The sequence below is a fragment of the Pyrinomonas methylaliphatogenes genome, from assembly GCF_000820845.2.
Taxonomy (GTDB): domain Bacteria; phylum Acidobacteriota; class Blastocatellia; order Pyrinomonadales; family Pyrinomonadaceae; genus Pyrinomonas; species Pyrinomonas methylaliphatogenes.
In genome coordinates, this window is record NZ_CBXV010000004.1 from 149,441 (window position 1) to 167,555 (window position 18,115).

17 protein-coding genes are annotated in these 18,115 nt (G+C 59.3%); 8 read left to right on the forward strand and 9 right to left on the reverse strand.

Going from position 1 to position 18,115, the window contains the following annotated elements; genetic code table 11:
• Positions 1 to 34: 34 nt before the first annotated feature.
• The 7 genes from hemG to PYK22_RS05255 all read right to left on the reverse strand — a co-directional run bounded on the left by hemG (position 35) and on the right by PYK22_RS05255 (position 8,687).
• Positions 35 to 1,465 carry a protoporphyrinogen oxidase gene (gene hemG, locus PYK22_RS05225; protein WP_041975518.1) on the reverse strand — a complete coding sequence of 477 codons (1,431 nt, stop codon included), beginning with the start codon at positions 1,463 to 1,465 and terminating at the stop codon, positions 35 to 37.
• A gap of 5 nt (positions 1,466 to 1,470) precedes the next feature.
• Positions 1,471 to 2,502 (reverse strand): ferrochelatase, encoded by a 1,032-nt coding sequence (locus PYK22_RS05230; protein WP_041975104.1) that lies wholly within the window; start codon positions 2,500 to 2,502, stop codon positions 1,471 to 1,473.
• 41 nt (positions 2,503 to 2,543) lie between these two features.
• The gene (hemE, locus tag PYK22_RS05235; protein ID WP_099606171.1) at positions 2,544 to 3,626 is read right to left on the reverse strand and encodes a uroporphyrinogen decarboxylase; all 1,083 of its coding nucleotides are present in this window, start codon (positions 3,624 to 3,626) and stop codon (positions 2,544 to 2,546) included.
• Positions 3,627 to 3,947: 321 nt separating this feature from the next.
• Positions 3,948 to 4,505 (reverse strand): SRPBCC family protein, encoded by a 558-nt coding sequence (locus PYK22_RS05240; RefSeq protein ID WP_060635357.1) that lies wholly within the window; start codon positions 4,503 to 4,505, stop codon positions 3,948 to 3,950.
• A gap of 125 nt (positions 4,506 to 4,630) precedes the next feature.
• Positions 4,631 to 5,497 carry an FAD binding domain-containing protein gene (locus PYK22_RS05245; protein ID WP_041975105.1) on the reverse strand — a complete coding sequence of 289 codons (867 nt, stop codon included), beginning with the start codon at positions 5,495 to 5,497 and terminating at the stop codon, positions 4,631 to 4,633.
• A 69-nt stretch (positions 5,498 to 5,566) separates the two neighbouring features.
• The gene (gene cutA, locus PYK22_RS05250) at positions 5,567 to 7,942 is read right to left on the reverse strand and encodes a glyceraldehyde dehydrogenase subunit alpha (protein ID WP_041975525.1); all 2,376 of its coding nucleotides are present in this window, start codon (positions 7,940 to 7,942) and stop codon (positions 5,567 to 5,569) included.
• A 268-nt stretch (positions 7,943 to 8,210) separates the two neighbouring features.
• Positions 8,211 to 8,687: a (2Fe-2S)-binding protein gene (locus PYK22_RS05255; RefSeq protein ID WP_041975106.1), complete on the reverse strand. Its 477-nt coding sequence runs from the start codon at positions 8,685 to 8,687 to the stop codon at positions 8,211 to 8,213.
• Between the two features lie 362 nt (positions 8,688 to 9,049).
• Here PYK22_RS05255 and PYK22_RS05260 point away from each other — a divergent pair, with 362 nt between their 5' ends.
• The 7 genes from PYK22_RS05260 to PYK22_RS05295 all read left to right on the forward strand — a co-directional run bounded on the left by PYK22_RS05260 (position 9,050) and on the right by PYK22_RS05295 (position 15,248).
• Positions 9,050 to 9,601: a sigma-70 family RNA polymerase sigma factor gene (locus PYK22_RS05260; protein WP_060635358.1), complete on the forward strand. Its 552-nt coding sequence runs from the start codon at positions 9,050 to 9,052 to the stop codon at positions 9,599 to 9,601.
• The gene (locus PYK22_RS05265) at positions 9,598 to 10,437 is read left to right on the forward strand and encodes an anti-sigma factor family protein (RefSeq protein ID WP_041975107.1); all 840 of its coding nucleotides are present in this window, start codon (positions 9,598 to 9,600) and stop codon (positions 10,435 to 10,437) included. The genes PYK22_RS05260 and PYK22_RS05265 overlap by 4 nt, the downstream gene beginning before the upstream one ends.
• Positions 10,438 to 10,448: 11 nt before the next feature.
• A complete protein-coding gene (locus PYK22_RS05270) occupies positions 10,449 to 11,342 on the forward strand; it encodes a DUF4097 family beta strand repeat-containing protein (protein WP_041975108.1) in 894 nt (297 codons plus the stop codon).
• Between the two features lie 152 nt (positions 11,343 to 11,494).
• Positions 11,495 to 13,147, forward strand: coding sequence for a DUF4097 family beta strand repeat-containing protein (locus PYK22_RS16410; protein WP_060635359.1), 1,653 nt, complete (start codon positions 11,495 to 11,497; stop codon positions 13,145 to 13,147).
• 62 nt (positions 13,148 to 13,209) lie between these two features.
• A complete protein-coding gene (locus PYK22_RS05285; protein WP_041975109.1) occupies positions 13,210 to 13,503 on the forward strand; it encodes a helix-turn-helix domain-containing protein in 294 nt (97 codons plus the stop codon).
• Positions 13,504 to 13,912: 409 nt separating this feature from the next.
• Positions 13,913 to 14,236 (forward strand): RNA recognition motif domain-containing protein, encoded by a 324-nt coding sequence (locus tag PYK22_RS05290; protein ID WP_041975111.1) that lies wholly within the window; start codon positions 13,913 to 13,915, stop codon positions 14,234 to 14,236.
• Between the two features lie 148 nt (positions 14,237 to 14,384).
• Entirely contained in the window at positions 14,385 to 15,248 is an 864-nt protein-coding gene (locus PYK22_RS05295) for an acyl-CoA desaturase (protein ID WP_211197618.1), read from the forward strand.
• A 41-nt stretch (positions 15,249 to 15,289) separates the two neighbouring features.
• On the opposite strand, the gene PYK22_RS17170 is transcribed toward PYK22_RS05295, so the two are convergent.
• Entirely contained in the window at positions 15,290 to 15,805 is a 516-nt protein-coding gene (locus PYK22_RS17170) for a Smr/MutS family protein (RefSeq protein ID WP_083437625.1), read from the reverse strand.
• Between the two features lie 65 nt (positions 15,806 to 15,870).
• Here PYK22_RS17170 and mdh point away from each other — a divergent pair, with 65 nt between their 5' ends.
• Positions 15,871 to 16,803: a malate dehydrogenase gene (gene mdh / locus PYK22_RS05305; RefSeq protein ID WP_041975113.1), complete on the forward strand. Its 933-nt coding sequence runs from the start codon at positions 15,871 to 15,873 to the stop codon at positions 16,801 to 16,803.
• 219 nt (positions 16,804 to 17,022) lie between these two features.
• Here the strand turns inward: mdh and fdhD are convergent, their stop codons facing one another.
• Positions 17,023 to 17,880, reverse strand: coding sequence for a formate dehydrogenase accessory sulfurtransferase FdhD (gene fdhD / locus PYK22_RS05310; RefSeq protein WP_041975540.1), 858 nt, complete (start codon positions 17,878 to 17,880; stop codon positions 17,023 to 17,025).
• Positions 17,881 to 18,115 lie beyond the last annotated feature (235 nt).

Below are 18,115 nucleotides of genomic sequence, written 5' to 3' on the forward strand. Positions count from 1 at the left end.
ACGAGGGAGCGTGCTCGCTGGGCCAACCGATGGACTAAGATCCCATCTGTTGCGAGAGGTATTCGAGGATCCGCTCGGCAGCCGACTCGCCGCTGCGTATGCAATCAGGGATCCCTACGCCCTCGTAGGCATTCCCGGCTAGTTGCAACGATGGATAGGCGCTCAAGCGTCGGCGCACGCGTTCGATCAGGTCGAGATGGCCCAGTTGGTATTGCGGCATCGAATGCGGCAGGCGCGCGACGTGCGCGAAGATCGGGGCGCTCTCGATGGCGAGCAGCTCTTCGAGATCATGGCGTGTTAGTTCGAGAAGCTCGTCATCATCGAGCGCGAGCTTTTCGGATTGCAATGCGCCGCCGACGAAAGCGCGTAAAAGTGCGACCCCTTCGGGCGCGCGCCCGGCGAACTTCACGCTGCTGAAGGTGCAAGCGATGATAGCGCGGCGTTCGATGGCGGGGACGACGAAGCCGAATCCGTCGAGCGGATGGCGAATGGCGGCCCGCCTGTAAGCGAGATTGATCGTCGCGGCTGAAGCGTAAGTGATGGAGCGAAGATCAGCCGCTAGCTCCCCGTCCAACTCGCCGAGCACGCGCGCGGCTTGAGGGGCTGGCAGCGCGAGGCAGATCGCATCGGCGAAAATCGTCCCGCGCGTCGTCATGATCTGCCATTGCTGCTTCGGCGCATCGAAGCGAAGTCCACATGCTTCAGTCCGAAGGCGGATCGCGTTTTGTGGGAGCCGTTCGACGAGCCGTTCGACGATCGTTTGCATGCCGTCTTGGAAAGAGATGAAGAGATCGTAGCGCGCCCCGCTCGCCGCGCCATTGGCCTGGCCTCTCTTCCTCATCGCCAAAATGAGGCTTCTGTGCTCGCGCTCCATCTCAAGGAGAAACGGCATCGTCGCTTTTAAACTCAATCGTTCGGGATCGGCGGTGTAGATGCCGCCGATTAGCGGTTGAGCGATCCGCTCGAGCGCTTCGCGCCCGAACCGGCGACGGACGAAGCTCGCCAAACTTTCGTCCTCTTTGGCGCGAGGGCGGGGAAGCAGCAGATCGAGCGCCATGCGCGCCTTGCCGGGCCAGCTGATGATGTCTGAGGCGAAGAACGGCCACAGACGAATCGGGGCCAACAGGTGGAAACCTTGTGGGATGGGACGCAGTCGCCCTTCGCGCACGATGAAGCTCCGTCTGTGTTGAGGGTTCGTCCTAATCAAGCGATCTTCGAGACCGAGGCGCTGCGCGAGCGCGACGGCCCAGGGTTTTGCTGAGATGAAAGCATCTGGACCAGTTTCGATCAGCAGATCGTCGCTGCGCAACGTGTTGATCACCCCGCCAGCGCGTTCGCGCGCCTCGATCAGCGTAAGCTCCGGCTTTACAGCGCGCGCCGCGGACAGTTCTAGTAGTCTGTTGGCTGCGGCGAGACCGCTGATGCCGCCGCCGATGATCGCGATGCGAGGTCGTTTGACGCTCATCACTTTCATTCGTGCAGCCTTCGCTTCGAAGGATTGAATGGCAGACAGCATGTCGCCGGACAGAAGTCTTGATGTGGACCGCGAGCGCCGAGCGCGCGCCGTTGACTATTCGGGTCGAGCCGCTCCGCGATCAGTTCTCGAATCATGCTGATGAAGGCTGGATGCGTCCCCACGGTGCGCGCGCGGACCATGTTCAAGCCGAGATCTTCAGCGATGGCGCGCGCTTCTGTATCCAGATCGTAGAGGATCTCCATGTGGTCGGAGATGAAGCCGATCGGCGATATGATCACGTCCTTAAGGCCGGCGTTTTTCGCTTCGCGCAGATAGTCGCCGATATCCGGTTCGAGCCATTGTTGCGCTGGCGATCCGCTGCGACTTTGATAAACCAAGCGCCAACTTCCGTGCCCTAGCTTTTCGGCGACGAGACGGCAGGTTTCGAGCAGTTGCGCTTCATAATCGCAACATTCGGCCATCGCCAACGGTATGCTATGCGCCGTGAAGATCAGATGCACGTCGGAGTGACGCTCTTCGGGGAAATGAGCGAACGCTTCACGTATGCGTTCGACGTTGGCTTCGATAAAACCGGGATGGTTGTAAAAGACTCTGATCTTATCGACGCGCGGCGCTTCTGGACCGGCTTCTAATTGCGCTTGTTGGATGTTCTCACGATATTGCCGGCAACCTGAATACGAGCTGTAAGCTGAGGTGACGAAGGCGAGCGCGCGGCGCACGCCATCGCGCGCCATCTGACGCATGGTATCCGGCAACAGCGGATGCCAGTTGCGATTGCCCCAATAGATCGGCAAGTCGATCCCGTGCGCGTCCAGCTCTCGCCTCAGAGCGGCGATCAATTCGCGATTCTGTTGATTGATCGGGCTTACGCCCCCGAACATTTCATAGTGGTGCGCGACCTCGCGTTTGCGTTCTTCGGGGACATTGCGTCCGCGGAGTACGTTGTCGAGGAACGGCATGACTTCATCCATGCCTTCTGGACCGCCGAATGAGACGAGCAGAATTGCATCGTAGGGGTGATTCATGATTCCTCCTCGAAGCTGAGAGTGGCGTTATGAAGACATCTTCATGTCATCGAGCGAGTTTCTCGCCGCTGCGACATCTCGTGCACCATCTCGACGAGCGCGACGACGTTCTCCACCGGAGTTTGCGGCAAGATGCCATGTCCGAGATTGAAGATGTGGCCCGGACGATTGTCGGCGCGATCGAGGATCGATCGTGCGCGGTCGCGGATGATGGGAAGATCGGCGAAGAGGGTCACGGGATCGAGATTCCCCATGATGGCTCTTTCGCCTATGCGCTGCCACGCATGGTCCAACTGGATACGCCAATCGACGCCGATCACATCGCCGCCCGTTTCGCGCATCAACTCCAGCAACCCCGCAGTCCCTGTTCCGAAGTATATGACCGGCGCTCTGGGCGAGATGCTCTCAATCAAGCTCTTCGTGTGCGGAAGGACGAATTTGCGATAGTCGTCCGGAGAGAGCGTGCCGACCCATGAATCGAAGATTTGGATCGCTTGCGCCCCGGCTTCGATCTGCGCGCTGAGAAACCTCGCCAGCGAGCGCGCAAGGCGCGACAGCAGTTCATTCCACAGGCCTTCGTCCGAATACATGAACGTTTTGGTACGCATGAAGTTGCGCGATCCCCCGCCTTCGATCAGGTAGGAAGCGAGCGTGAAAGGAGCGCCAGCGAATCCGATGAGCGGCAAATCCTGTGGCAACGCGCGCCTCGTCAGGCGGATCGCTTGAAGGACATAGTCGAGCGGCGCGGCGTCTTCCATCTCGCGCAGTCCCTCGACATCTTGCGCCGAACGCACGGGATTGTGAATGATCGGACCATCGCCCTTCGCATATTCGAGACGGAAGCCCATCGGTTCGACGATCAACAGCAGGTCGGCGAAGATGATCGCGGCATCCACGCCGAGGCGCTCCGCCGCATTGACGGTCACCTCGGCGGCGAGTTCGGGCGATTTGCATAGCTCCAGAAAGGGGACGCGCTCGCGCAATAGTCTGTATTCAGGCATGTAACGCCCAGCTTGGCGCATGAGCCAGATGGGCGTATACGGGGTCGGCTCGCGTCGGCACGCGCGCATGAACGGACTGTTTTGCAGCAGGTCTATTTGCGCGAAAGAGGCTGTTTCTTCCAACTCGCGCGCTCTCTCGGAGATTCGCTTCGCTTTAGGCTCTTCGCTCACGAAGCGATTATAGCGAAAGTCTTCACGTCGCTCACGCCCGAGGCTGCTCCCTCTCGCAACGTTAGCGTCGAAGCGGCTCTCGATTCGGCGAACCGATCTGATCTTTACGCCTGCGGCGAAAATCGTCGCGCGAAGTCAGTGGGCTCTTCGCACACCGCTGCGGCTATGCGGCGATCGTCATCGGGCGTGTTATTGTCGTCGAATTCTGCCGTTTGGGTGAGATGGTGCCGGAGATCGAACGCGCGAATTGGCTCTCCTCCAAGCGAAACGCGGTTATGATTGGGGATGGCGTTTCGATCGGCGCAGCCTCTGAAGGATCTGTTGGAGTCGCCCTGAGATCCACCTCAGGGCGGTGCGAAAAAAGCCGTGTTTGGGCGGAGCTTCGCCTTCCTGCGTTTGCGCTTCGGCTTCCAGCGCGGTGAAAAACTGCGTCGCCATCATCTTCGCCGCGCCTTGGATCATTCGCTGCCCGACGCTGGCGAGCGTGCCGCCGACTTGTACGTCGCCCGCATAGCGGATCAGAGTCGTGCCATCGGTCTGTTCTTCGAGATCGAGATCACCCGCGCCTTTCAAAAAGCCGGGCTGTCCTCGCCCTTCGACCGCGATGCGGTAGTGTTCGGGCGGGCGAACGTCTTCGAGTCGGACGATACCGGTGAAGACGCCTTTGATTGAACCGACGCCGGTCTTCATCGTGGTTGAGTAAGAGTTCTCCCCAGTCTTTTCGAGACGCTCACAACCCGGCAGGCATCTTTGCAGGACCGCCGGATCGGTCAGCGCGCGAAAGACGCGCTCGCGCCGCGCGCGCAGTGTGTGTGTGCCTTCAATCTTCATACAGGATCAAGGGGAGAGAGTTCGTGCCGTTGATTCTTCCTGAATTTCCCAGCATCTAACCCCAGTAACACGACTAATTGGCCCGCCGCGAGTAGTTGATTCTTTAAGCCTGAATTTCCCAGCATCTAACCTCTATTAGCGCGAAGCGCCGCTTCGATGGCCCGCCGCGTACAGACTCGCGCAAGATGGCGGCGATACTCAGCCGAAGCGTAAAGATCGCTGTTGGCGTCAACGCCATCGCAGGCGTGTGCGGCGGCGTCTTTGATCGTCTGCTCGTCGAGCATCTTGCCTCTTAAAGCGTCTTCGACGGCGCTCGCGCGGTAGGCTTTGGGGCCGACGCCCGTGATGCCGACGCCGATCATCTGACAAGAACCATCGGCGTTGCGCGTAAGATTCACCGCGACGCCGACGATGGCGAACCCGGATGCCGGTTGAGCCGCTTTCAGGTAAGCTTGGCTGGTTCCTGTCGGTAGGGGGACGCGAATCTCGCGCAGGATTTCGTTCGGTTCGAGCGCTGTGGTGAACATGTCGATGAAGAAATCGTCAGCGTGGATCGTGCGTTCGCCATTGGTGCTTGTGGCGACCAATTCAGCGCCGAGCGCGATGATCGCGGCGGGCCAATCGGCTGCCGGATCGGCGTGCGCGAGGCTGCCGCCGATTGTTCCCTTATTGCGCACTTGAACGTCGCCGATCGAAGCGGCGCATTCGGGGAGCAACGGGCAGATCTCGCGCAGGCGCGCAGAGGATTCGATTTCGTAATGAGTCGTCATCGCGCCGATGCGTATTTGGCCGTCCTCTTCGCGAATGTACGAGAGGCTTTTGATCCGTCCCAGGCTGATGAGCATCGCGGGCTGCGCCAAGCGAAGCTTCATCGCCGGAATCAGGCTATGACCGCCGGCGAGGATCTTCGCGTCGTCCAGATGTTGAGACAGGAGCGACAGCGCTTCATCGAGCGTCGACGGGGCGAAATAGTCGAACCGAGCTGGGATCATAAGCGCCTCCTTCGAATTGGTCCGGTTTGACTTCGTCCGGCTTCAACTTGATCCGCCAAACGTGCATCCTTAACTTCTGTTCACGATGCGCCAGATCGTTTCCGGTTTGATCGGCATATCCAAGTGATGGACGCCGAAGGGCGCGAGCGCATCGATGATGGCGCCGACGATCGCCGGCGTCGCGCCGATGGTCCCGGCTTCGCCGACGCCTTTGATGCCCAAGGGGTTGACATCGGTCGGCGTCTCCGTGCGATCGAGTTCAAAGCGCGGAATCATATGCGCGCGCGGCACGGCGTAATCCATCAGGCTTCCGGTGACCAGTTGCCCTTGCTCGTCGTAAACGACCTCTTCGTAAAGCGCCTGCCCGATCGATTGCGCGATGCCGCCTTGAATCTGACCTTCAACGAGCATGGGATTGATCACTTTGCCGCAATCATCGACGGCGACATAGCGCAGGAACTTCACGTCGCCGGTCTCCCGGTCGATCTCCACAACGACGATGTGCGTGCCGAAGGGGAAGGTGAAGTTCTTCGGCTCGAAGAAGTATGTCGCTGAAAGTCCCGGTTCCATGTCGGGCGGGAGATCTTTCGCCAGATGCGCGGCGAGCGCAACGTCTTTCAGCGACACGCTCTTCTTCCCGTTGGGCTTGGGTTCAGGGGGCCCGGCGGCGGTAACTTCTCCCGCCGCAGCGGCGCGTTTCGCTTCTCGAATTGAGAAGCGACCTTCGCTAAATGCGACCAAAGAGGCATCCGTGCCGAGCAGATGGGCGGCGATGCGATTGATCTTCTCTTTCAACTTTTCGATCGCTTTCAAGACGGCCGTTCCGCCGACGGCCGTCGCGCGGCTGCCGAACGTGCCGATGCCGTACTGCACGATCGATGTGTCGCCATGGATGACGGTGACGTCGTTGATGTCAACTCCCAATTCATCCGCCGCGATCTGCGCGAAACTGGTCTCTTGGCCCTGACCGTGAGGCGAAGCGCCCGTTAAAATCGTCACTTTGCCCGTCGGTTCGATCCTCACGGTCGCGCTCTCCCAACCGCCGGCGGGCATCGCTTGCGAAGGGCCGAGCGCGCAGATCTCGACGTAGGATGACACGCCGATGCCGATGAGCCTGCCTTGGTCGCGCGCGCGGCGCTGCTCTTCGCGCAGCTTCGCGTAATCCGAAATCTCCAAAGCCTTGTTGAGCGCCGCTTCGTAATTGCCGCTATCGTAGAAAAGCCCGGTTGCGGTCTTAAACGGGAACTCTTCGGGCTTCGGGAAGTTCTTGCGGCGCACTTCGACCGGATCTAGTCCCAGTTCGGCGGCGACCAGATCCATCGCGCGTTCGACGACGTATGTCGCCTCGGGCCGACCCGCGCCGCGATATGCGTCGGTCGCCATCTTGTTCGTGAAGACGGCTGTGACGTTGATCTGAATGGCGGGGATTTTGTAGCTGCCCGATAGCATCAAGCCCGTCAGCGTCGGGATCGCAGGCGTCAGAAGCTGAAGATAGGCGCCGAGATCGGCGATGACGTTATAACGCAGCCCGGTGACGGTGCCATCGTTCTTGCAGCCGATTTCGATCTCGCCAACTTGGCCGCGCCCGTGAATCGTCGCTTGAAGATTCTCGCGCCGCGTCTCGATCCATTTAACGGGTTTGCCGAGTTGCATCGAGATCCAACCGAGCAACGCCTCTTCGCCGTAAACGTTCAACTTCGACCCGAAACCGCCGCCGACTTCAGGGGCAATCACGCGCAGCTTGTTCTCGGGAATGCCGAGCATCAAGGCGAGCTGCGTTCTGAGAAGGTGCGGGATTTGCGTCGAAGACCAGATGGTCAATTCCCCTTCTCCCGGAAGGTACCGGGCCAGCACGCCGCGCGGCTCCATCGCTACGGGGGCCAGGCGTTGATTGACGATGCGTTGCCTGATGACGCGATCGGCAGAAGCTAACGCTGCGTCTATGTCGCCTTCGCCCGCGGTGAGACGATAGGCGATGTTGTCGCCGAACTGCTCGTGGATCACGGGGCTCCCGGACTTCGCCGCCTCTTCCGCATCGACCACCGCCGGAAGCTCTTCGTAATCGACCGTGATGAGATCGACGGCATCGCGCGCTAGGTAAGGATCGGTGGCGACGACGGCGGCGATGGGATGGCCGACGAAATAGACTTTGTCGCGCGCGAGTGGACGATGATCGGGCACTTTCAGCCCTTCGAGCGCGCTCGCGCATGGCACGGGGCCGATGCGATCGCCGATATCGCGACCCGTGAAGACGGCGACGACGCCTGGGGCTTTCGTCGCTTCGTCTGAGTCGATCTTGGTGATGCGCGCATGCGCGTAGATCGAACGCAAGAAGACGACATGAAGCGTATCGGGCAAGCGTATGTCATCAACGTAGTGGGCCAGTCCCTTGATCAGTCGCGGGTCTTCCGTGCGCTTGACTCTCTGTCCGATGTACTTGGCCATGGTGCCCTCCAAACAGTTGAGGCGATGAGGGATCGGGAGCGGTTCGAGCGTGGCTTCGCCCTCCAATCTCATCCGGTGACTGAAAAGCGATCACAATCGCCGAACCGTAACCATTTTCGCCACGGTTTCCGATCGACCCTCATCTTCACTGAAGCGCAACTTAGCTTGAAGATGAATCCATTTGCGATCGTTACTGACTAACCTCGTTTCTGACTCCGCCGAACTGTGTCGGAATCTCGGTCAGGGGCGAAAAATGCTTCGCTGTGGGTTAACTGCCGCTCCCCAATTTCCGCGCCGCATATTGCACAGCTTCGACGATATGTTGATAACCCGTGCAGCGACACAGGTTCCCTTCCAAACCGTGCCGAACCTCATCTTCGGTCGGATTGGGATTGCGTTCGAGCAATTGCACCGCCGCGATGATCATGCCGGGCGTGCAGTATCCGCACTGCAAGCCGTGACATTCCCAGAACCCTTCCTGCACCGGATGCAGTTTGCCGTTGCTCGCCAAACCCTCGATAGTCGTCACTTCGGCGCCATCGGCTTGTACGGCGAACATGGTGCAGGATTTGACCGCCTGCCCGTCGATCAGAACGGTGCAAGCGCCGCAGATTGAAGTGTCGCAGCCGATGTGTGTGCCCGTCAGTCCGAGCACATCGCGCAGGTAGTGAACGAGTAACAGGCGTGGTTCGACTTCGTGGCTATGTTCCACGCCGTTGACTTTCATGCGGACGGTGGTCTTCATGGCGTGGCCTCGCTTTCTTCGCAAAACTGACGGCGAACCAGTTAGGAAAGACGCAATGGAGCCTTCGTCTGTGGGACTTTTATGCCAAACGGTGAAGAAAGTCAATAGCTGTGCAGTTGAGATCTGCGGATCGAGCGTTCCCGCCACTCGCCCGACTAAGAAGAAGGTCAATAGCTGTGCGGTTGAGATCCGAGTGGGATTAAAATCTCGCGGATGAAAAGGATCAGGTCAATCGTGCGGTTGAGAATTGACATCGTCTCGAAACAGAGGGGGCGATGTTGTCGGCTGTGGCGGGATGGCGCTTAAATTGTTGCCACAAGATCGAGGCGCGCGGCGTTTTCTTCAGATGAGAGCGAGAAAGAATGGATGGGCAGGCGCAAGTTTTGGCGAATTCGGTTTCAAAAGAGACGGCGTCGGAAGCGCTTGCAAGTTTCGATGAGGCCTTCGAGTTGCATCATCGAATCGTCTATCGGGTCGCCTATGCGCGGTTGCGCGACGCCGCGTTGGCCGAGGATGTCACGCAAGAGGTGTTTTTAAAGTTGTATCGGAACTTGGGGAAGGTGCCGCGCGATGAAGGCTTGCGCGCATGGCTGCTTCGCGTGACGATCAACGAAGCGCGCGATCTTTCGCGGCGAAGGCGGCGCGCCTCGGCGCGCGAGGAGGCCTTTGCCCAAAGGGCGAGCGAAAGGTATGCGTTCGATTGCGAAAAGCGTTTGGAGGTTGACGAAGTGCGGCGGGCGCTTGAGCGCGTGCGCGAGCCGGCGCGCAGTTGTCTTCTGCTTCAGCAGCAAGGCTTGTCATATCGCGAGATCGCCCAAATCCTCTCGCTCAATGAGCGAAGCATAGGCAGCCTGATCGCGCGCGGACGACGCGAGTTCCTGCGTTTGTACGGAAAGCTCAGAGGGCGGAGATGAAGGAGTGTCTCAAAGAAGAGGTCCTGCAAAGTTACTTTGACGGCGAGTTGGGCCTGATCGAAGCTCGCTTGGTCGCCGCGCATCTAGACTCATGTTGCGCCTGTGCCGAATTGGCGCGCGCCGTTGAGCGAGAGCGCAGATGCTCCGAGGCGCTCCTGCAAGCGAACGTCTCGGTTCCGACGGAACATCTGCGCGCGCGCATCTATGAGCGGATCGCCGCTTCGGAGACTCTCGCGGCGGCGCGGCCTCGCTTGAGCGAAGCGATACGCGCTTGGTTTGCGGAGCTTCGTTGGGTGAGAAGTTATCGGTTGGCTATCGGTTTGGCGTCGCTCGCGATCGTCGGCGGATCGATCCTGTTCGTCGCGCTTCGCGATATCAAGCGGTTTGAGGAGAATGCGCGCTACGGCCCTCAACCGGAGGTTAAATCGCCCCTGTCCGCTTCGCCGAAGCGCTCGGAGAGCAGCGTCGGGAATGCGGTCTTGACGCCCGCGCGGACTGCAAAGAGAGCGATGGTCGGACGCGAACGGCGCGGGGCGATGAGAAGGATCGAGAAGACTTCGCGCGAAGGCGAAGTCTCGCTCGCCGAGCGTGATTATCTGCGCAAGATCGCGGAGCTTGCGCCCAGTATAAACGCGCGCGCCGATCTAGCGCCGAGCATGAAAGTCGAATTCGAGAAGAACATGCTCGTCGTAGATCAAGCCATCATCGCGGCGCGCGAGGCCATACGGCGCAATCCGCAAGATGCGGATGCGCGCGCGCTTCTGCGCTCGGCTTATGAGAGCAAGGTCGAGTTGCTAAGCGCGCTGGCGGAACAAGGCGGCATCCCGAAACGTTGAACGAGGAGGCTATGATTCGCAATCCGCTCATCGGTCTTCTTCTCGCGATCCTGCTGCTGGGCGTGAGGTGCTATGCGCAAAGGAAGGGCGAGGCCGAAATGGAAGTGGCCGGACCGGTCAGCGTCTCGCTGTGCGTTGAGCAGGGAAGTATCACCGTGCGCGGTTGGGAGCGAAAGGCGGTGCGCGTCGAATCGAGCGATGGAGCGCCGGTCAGATTATCACGCGAAAATGGCGGTGGCGGCACTTTGAAACTCGAGGTGTTGCCTCCGGAGGCGGAGACGAAATGTCACCGGTGGCGCGATATTAATCTAGACGTACCGCACGATGCGACGCTCGATCTAAGGGCGAGGAACGGCGATGTGAAGATAGATGGCGTCGCCAGCGTGCGCGCTCGTTCGTTCAGCGGCGACATCGTCGCCGAACATGTCGCGGAGGCGCTCGATGTCGCGACGCTGAACGGAAATATCAGCTTAAGCGATATCGTCGGAAGCGCGCACGTCAGGACCATGAGCGGAAGCGTCGAAATCAGGCGCGCGCGCGGACACGGGGTGGCGGATGGATTGTTCGTCAAATCGACCAGCGGCGATGTGACGTTAATCGATGCCGAGTATTCACAGATTATCACCGAAGCGTTGAGCGGAAGCATCCTATTTTCTGGACCAATCATGAAGAATGGCCGTTATGATTTGAGGACCTTGAGCGGAGATATCTCGCTTGCGCTGCCAGCGGAGGCTTCGTTTCGCCTCAATGCTCGCTTCCTGTTGAAGGGCGAGTTCAGCACCGATTTCGATCTTCGGCAAAAAGAGGGCGTCGGGCAGCAACGCTTGAGCGCGATGCATGGCACGGGGGAAGCCTTTCTCAATCTCGTATCGCTCAATGGCAGGATAGCTTTGCGGAAACGTTGATCGAACTTCGATAGCCCCGAAACTTTCGCGAACGCATCGAAGGATCGCGGCGTTCATCGTCTTCGCCTCAACCTTCAAAAAGATGTCACAAAGCGAGAGGCCGAGACGTTTTCCACAATAGAGTTACAGATTCTGGCCTAAGGAGGGGTGGGATGTCGAAGGCTTTGTTCGTGTCGCTCCTCGGACCGATCTTGCTCATGGCCCATTGGGGGGGCGCGAAACAGGAGTTGCGCGAAGAGTTGAGTCGAACATGCCCGCTCGTCGCCGATGGGCGCTTCAGATTGAAGAATATAGTCGGTCCGGTGAGTATCACAGCTTGGGATAGAGCTGAGGTGAGCATCCGCGCGATCAAGCGCGCAAGGACGCAGGCTGCTTTAAACGGGGTGAAGATCGAGATTGAAGCGACACCCGGCGCCGTGAACGTCGAGACGAAATACGATGACGAGCGCTATCGGAAGGATGACGGCGCGAGCGTCGAATACGAGATCCGCGTGCCGCGCAGGGCAAAGCTCGAATCTGTCGAAACGGTTGTCGGCTCTTTGGCGATCAAAGGGATCGCCGGATCGGTGAAGGCATCTTCTGTCACGGGCGGCATCGAAGCCGATTTCGATAGCTTGAATGAAGGGCAGGGGATCACGCTCAGCACGGTCACGGGGCCGATCAGGGTCGTGCTCCCTTCCGATGCGGACGTGGAGGTGCGCGCCGATACGGTGAACGGGAGCGTGCGTAACGATTTCGGTCTGGCCGTGCGCCGGAGCGGTTTCATCGGCCAACGTATGGCTGGAACGCTCGGGCGGGGCGGGGCGCGATTGTCGCTCAATTCTGTGACTGGTTCGATCTCGGTCGTCCGCGCTGTCGATGGGCGGCGAAAGGGCGAGGCGAAAGATTTGTCGGCGGATGCGCGGACGGATTGGGGGCTCGATAAGAAGGCCATCTCCGGACAGATCCAGCTTCAAATGGAAGAAGCGATCCGCTCGATGCGCAGCGCGATCGAAAGCGCGCAGTTAGAGGCCGAACGGGCGATCGAGGGCGCGTTCGAATCGCTCGCCATCGGCGATGAGGTTAAGGGGGAGACTCTCCAAACCGAACGCGAAGTGAGAAGTTTCAGCATCAGCGGCATGCCTGAAGTCAGCGCCGAAACCTTCGATGGTTCCCTGGAGGTGCGCGGTTGGGACCGGCACGAAGTCCTCATCAATGCGACCAAGCGCGCGCGGAATGAGGCTGAGTTGCGCGCACTAAAGGTCTCGATCGAAGCGAACGGCAGCAGCGTTTCTGCGCGCGGTGAGCGCGGCGGAAGTTCAAACGGGAGCGTTTCCCTCGAGATATTTATGCCACGTCGCGCGAAACTGCGTCTGTCGACCGGCGACGGCAGCGTGCGCGTCGCCGATATTGAGGGCGATATCGAAGCGCGAACTGGGGATGGGACCGTCGAAGTGCGCAACGGTCAAGGCGCGCTCCGTATAAGCACGGGCGATGGTCGCGTGCTCGTTCGCAACTTCTCCGGCGCCGTGACCGCGCGCACGGGCGACGGCTCGATGAGCTTCGAAGGGCGCTTCGAAAAATTGGAAGCGCGCACGGGCGATGGTTCGATCACGCTCGCGCTCCCGCAGGATCAAGGGGCGATCATTGAGGCCGAGGCCGAAAAGGTCTTTGCGCGGGATCTCGACGCGACCGAAGAGCATAGCCGGGGGAACACGCATCGTTGGCGTATCGGGAAGGGTGGGCCGGTGTTCAGACTGCGCACCGACGACGGTCACGTCTTTTTGCGCCGCGCCGGTGAAAGCGTCGTTTATGAGCGAAGGTGAATGGCGAACAAAAAGATACGCCTCTTCGTAATATTAGGGCGAAGTTAGCTCGGTGAGTGGTTATGAAGAGGAGGAAGGGGCAAAAGGCTATTGAGGAGCGTTTGGTCGTTCTAGAAGGCTTGATGCGCGATCTCTCGCGCGAGTTGAACGGTCTTCGTAAAGCGACCGAACGTGAATTGGTCAACGGCGGCAGCTTCTATGATCTGGTTCGCAGTTTCGAACGGAACCTGATCAAGCGCGCGCTCAGTAAAACCAACGGCCATCAAGCGCGCGCCGCACAGCTTCTCGGCATAAAAGCCACCACGCTCAATGCCAAGATCAAGCGCCTCAATATCTCGCTCGATGAATTCGGTTGATGGCGGAGCGAGTCGGCTTCGGTCAAGCGGAGGCCAAAGAAGCGCGCACACTGGCGGGCGCTTGCGGGCGCAAGGTGGAACAGTCCATTCTGCGGAGCCGAGGTGTCAATCAAAAAAAGTTCGCGCGAGCGACTTTTCATTTGCCATAATGAGCCGGTTCGTGTAGTATGCAGCATGTAACTCTTCTCTCGCGCATCAAACGGTGATGCGCCCCGCAAGCTAAAACGGATTGAGCGGCGGCGTTCGGATGATTCGAGAGTGGATGGTGAAAAACGAGGAAGCCGCTCGATTTGAGCACGCCAAAAGAAAACCTTCGTCAGCGACCGTTACGGCGAAGACAATTTTCCAGTGAAGGCTTCCGATAGATGCCTTCGCCTCAGCGGAGGCAGCATGAAAGGTGCAAAACGAAATGTCAATGAGACTTTATGTCGGCAATCTCGCTTTTCAAACGACGAGCGAAGATTTACGTGAGCTCTTCTCGCAAGCGGGAACGGTCGAGACGGCTAACATCATCGAGGACTATGACACCGGTCGCTCGCGCGGCTTCGGGTTCGTCGAAATGTCTTCGCGAGAGGAAGGCGAGATAGCCATCGAAATGTTCGATGGGCGCGAATTGAGCGGCCGCAATCTGAAGGTGAACGAAGCTCGTCCGCGCGTTGAACGTAGCGGCGGTGGCGACCGCTCGAGATCGAGCGGCAGTAAACAGCGTTTCAATCGCGGTCCGCGCTGGTAATCTCGGTCGAGGTTGCTCGATTGACGCGAGATGCGTTTCAAGCGAAGTTCGATCTCGAGCGAGCTTCGCTCTAATGGCGATGTTGAGCCTCGGGCGATAACTCAAAACGCTCGCCCGAGGCTTTCGTTTACTCTAAGGAGAATCGCAGATGGCAATACGTGAGATAACGGATCGGCCCGATTTCGCTGCGCGGGTCGAGATGGTCGAAAAGGAGCGGCAACGACTCAACTGGGTGACCATCCTAACCATGATCATCTTCCATCTCGGCGCGATCACAGCCTTCTTTTATTGGGATCGAGCGGCTTTCGCCGTGGCCCTTCTCCTGTTATGGATTTCGGGGAGCTGGGGGATCGGCATCGGTTACCATCGCCTGTTGACCCATCGCGGGTTCAAGACATCGAAAGCGTTCGAATACTTTTTGACGATTTGCGGGACTCTCGCCCTAGAGGGCGGGCCGATAAATTGGGTCGCCACACATCGTATACATCATGCTCGCGCGGATAAGGGCGGCGATCCGCACAGCCCGCGCGATGGTCGTTGGTGGTCGCATATCGGCTGGATTCTGGTCGGCACTGCACAGCAGCACGATGAGACGACGTTGCGTCGTTTTGCGCCAGATTTGATGAAGGATCGAGCGCACCGCGTGATCAATCGCTTCTATTTCGTACCGTTGATCGTCTTGGGAGTGGGCCTCTTCTTTCTCGGCGGCGTGCCGATGGTTTTATGGGGAATCTTCTTCCGCGTCACCGTTGGTCTACATGCGACGTGGCTCGTCAACTCGGCGACTCACATGTGGGGAACGCAACGTTTCGCTACTGGCGACGATTCGCGCAATAATTGGTGGGTCGCCTTGCTCACTTTTGGCGAAGGCTGGCACAACAATCATCATGCCCATCCGACTTCGGCGCGGCACGGGCTGGGCAGGTTCGAGATAGACGTCAACTGGCTGACGATCCGCCTGTTTCAAACCGTGGGCTTGGTGCGCGATGTGAAGCTCCCCGCGAGGCGGTGATGGACGACTCTATCGATCAGCTCGCCCGTGGCGATTCGATCTCACTTTAGATCCCGGGTCTTCACGCTCATTGCGCGCTTAGGTTCTTCGTCAATGGTTTTCAACTGAACGAGCGTCGCACCCCAACCGCCAGCTTCGGGGGGCGCATCGGTCCAGCCGATGACGAAAGGTGTGCGCGCGAGGATGGAGCGCACCTGTGCGCGCAACGCGCCGCGGCCCTTGCCATGGATGATGCGCACCGTGCGAAGTCTTTTAGCGTGGGCTTCGCGCAAGTACTCTTCAACGGCGATCTTCACCTCGCGCGGTTGAACGGTATGAAGATCGAAGACATCTTCGACCTCCAGCCGGACGGGTTCGGGGAAGGGATCGGCATTCGATTCTTCTCGAAGCGGCGAAAGGTGCTGGGTGGCTGCGTCGCTCGCCGTAGGCTCAGAAGCGGCGTCCGAGTTTTGAGCCGGTTCTATCCGCACGCGATCTCCGGCATCTTCGGGGCGATCGACCGATGGCGCGAGTTGCGCGCGCAGCCAGCGACGGATAAGCGATATGGGTTTGAACATTGAGCCGAGTTCTGATATTTGATTGCGTCTGCACAAATCAACTCGAGAAAGGACTATAAAACTCTATGGCCAGAAGGTACAAGATAACGGTTGTCGGCGCAGGCAACGTTGGCGCAACCTGCGCGCACTGGTTGGCGAGCAAGGAGCTCGGAGATATCGTTTTGGTGGATATCGTCGAAGGCGTGCCGCAGGGGAAAGCGCTCGATCTGGCTCAAGCGGCACCCATCGAAGGCTTCGATGTGAAGCTGGTCGGGACGAACGGGTATGATGAGACGCGCGATTCTGACATCGTCATCATCACGGCTGGATTGCCACGCAAACCCGGCATGAGCCGCGACGATCTGCTGAAGACGAACGCCGAGATCGTCTCTCAAGTGGTGGACGAAGCGGTGAAGCGTTCGCCGAATGCCATCTTGATCGTCATCTCCAATCCGCTCGATGCGATGTGTCAGGTGGCGTTGCGCCGTTCCGGTTTCCCGAAGCAGAGGGTGATCGGCATGGCTGGCGTGCTCGATTCGGCGCGCATGCGGGCCTTTATCGCCGAAGCGCTTGATGTTTCGGTCGAGAACGTCACGGCTTTCGTCCTCGGCGGTCACGGCGATACGATGGTTCCGCTGCCGCGCTATTCGACGGTCGCCGGCATCCCCATCACGGAACTTCTGCCCAAAGAGAAGATCGATCAGATAGTGAAGCGAACGGCCAATGGCGGCGCGGAGATAGTCTCACTGCTGAAGACCGGTTCGGCTTACTACGCGCCGTCGGCGGCGGCGGTCGAGATGGTCGAATCGATTCTGAAGGACAAGAAGAAGATCCTGCCTTGCTCGGTCTATCTCGAAGGCGAGTACGGGATCAGCGGCCTGTTCGTCGGCGTTCCCGTGAAACTCGGCGCGCGCGGCATCGAACAGATCATCGAGATCAACCTGACGGCAGAAGAGCGGATCGCTCTGCAAAAGAGCGCCGCAGCAGTACAGGAACTCGTCAAAGTGCTCGGGTTGTGATCTCCGGGACTCTCAGATCTTCGGCGGGTTTCGGGAGATAGTCTGCTCCTCCCCAGCTCGAGCGGAGGCGGCGGACGTGTAGCGCTGGCGCGTTGTGATCCGAATTCAGTTGTGGACCAGAAGCCAGGCTCTTGCCGAAGTCTTCGCGCCATCAGGAGTTCAAGGTTGGCTTCTGGTCCATTCTCTTAACGATCAATCCTCTGACTATCTGATGGCCTGCTAAGATCCAAGCCCCTCGTCGTGAGCAGAGCGAAGGATCCTCTCTGCGCCCGCATAGACGTTGAAACGCGCACCGCGCAAGAAACCGATGAGCGTCATGCCAAATTCGCGCGCGAGTTCGATCGCTAAGCTGCTCGGCGCACCGACGGCGGCGAGCACGGGGACCCCAGCCATCGCCGCTTTCTGAACGAGTTCGAAACTGGCGCGCCCGCTCACCAAAACGATCGTATCCGAAGCCGGCAGCCGGTTGTTCAGAAGAAGCGATCCGATCAGCTTGTCCATCGCATTGTGACGCCCGACGTCTTCGCGCAGCAGTTGCAAACGTCCATCGGCATCGAACAGCGCCGAAGCATGCAACCCGCCCGTGCGCGAGAAGATGCGTTGCGCGCGCCGCTGTTCCTCGGGCAGTACGGCGAGAAGTTCCGGCGCAAGCCGCATGTTGCCGATCGGTTTTCGTTGGCATACGGCGCGAACCGATTCCAACGAGGCTTTGCCGCAGATGCCGCAGCTTGAATTCATGTACACATGACGGCTCAGTCGTTCCGGATCGAACGCGACGTGAGGGCTCAGCTCGACGTTGACGATGTTTTGTCGTTGAGGCTCCCCGGGATCGGTGCAGTAGCTTATGCGTTCGATGGCAGGCGCCTCATTGATAATGCCTTCGGTGAAAAGGAAACCGGCGGCGAGTTCGAAATCATTGCCCGGCGTGCGCATGGTCACGGCGATGCGATGGCGGACGGGAGCGCCATCGCGCCAGGCGAAGAGACGTATCTCCAATGGCTCTTCAATCGCCACTTCATCCTGCCGGTAACGCGCTCGCTCGCCATCGACTTCGAGGATGCGGAGGCGCGCGCTCATGCGGGCAGCTTCATATCGGGCGCGGTAATCCCACCTTGCATCTGGACGATTCATTTGGCATCCGCCTTTAACGTCTCGCATTCGAGGTGCGAAGACGATTCGAAGTTAACACCGGCACCTATGGGTGTCAAAGCCCATTCGGTCGCGCCATGTGTTATGATTGGGATCGAGGCGTTCCTTTGAACCCGTGGCGCTGACCGGCTCGCGGAAGTGGCGATCGACTTGCAGCGGAGTC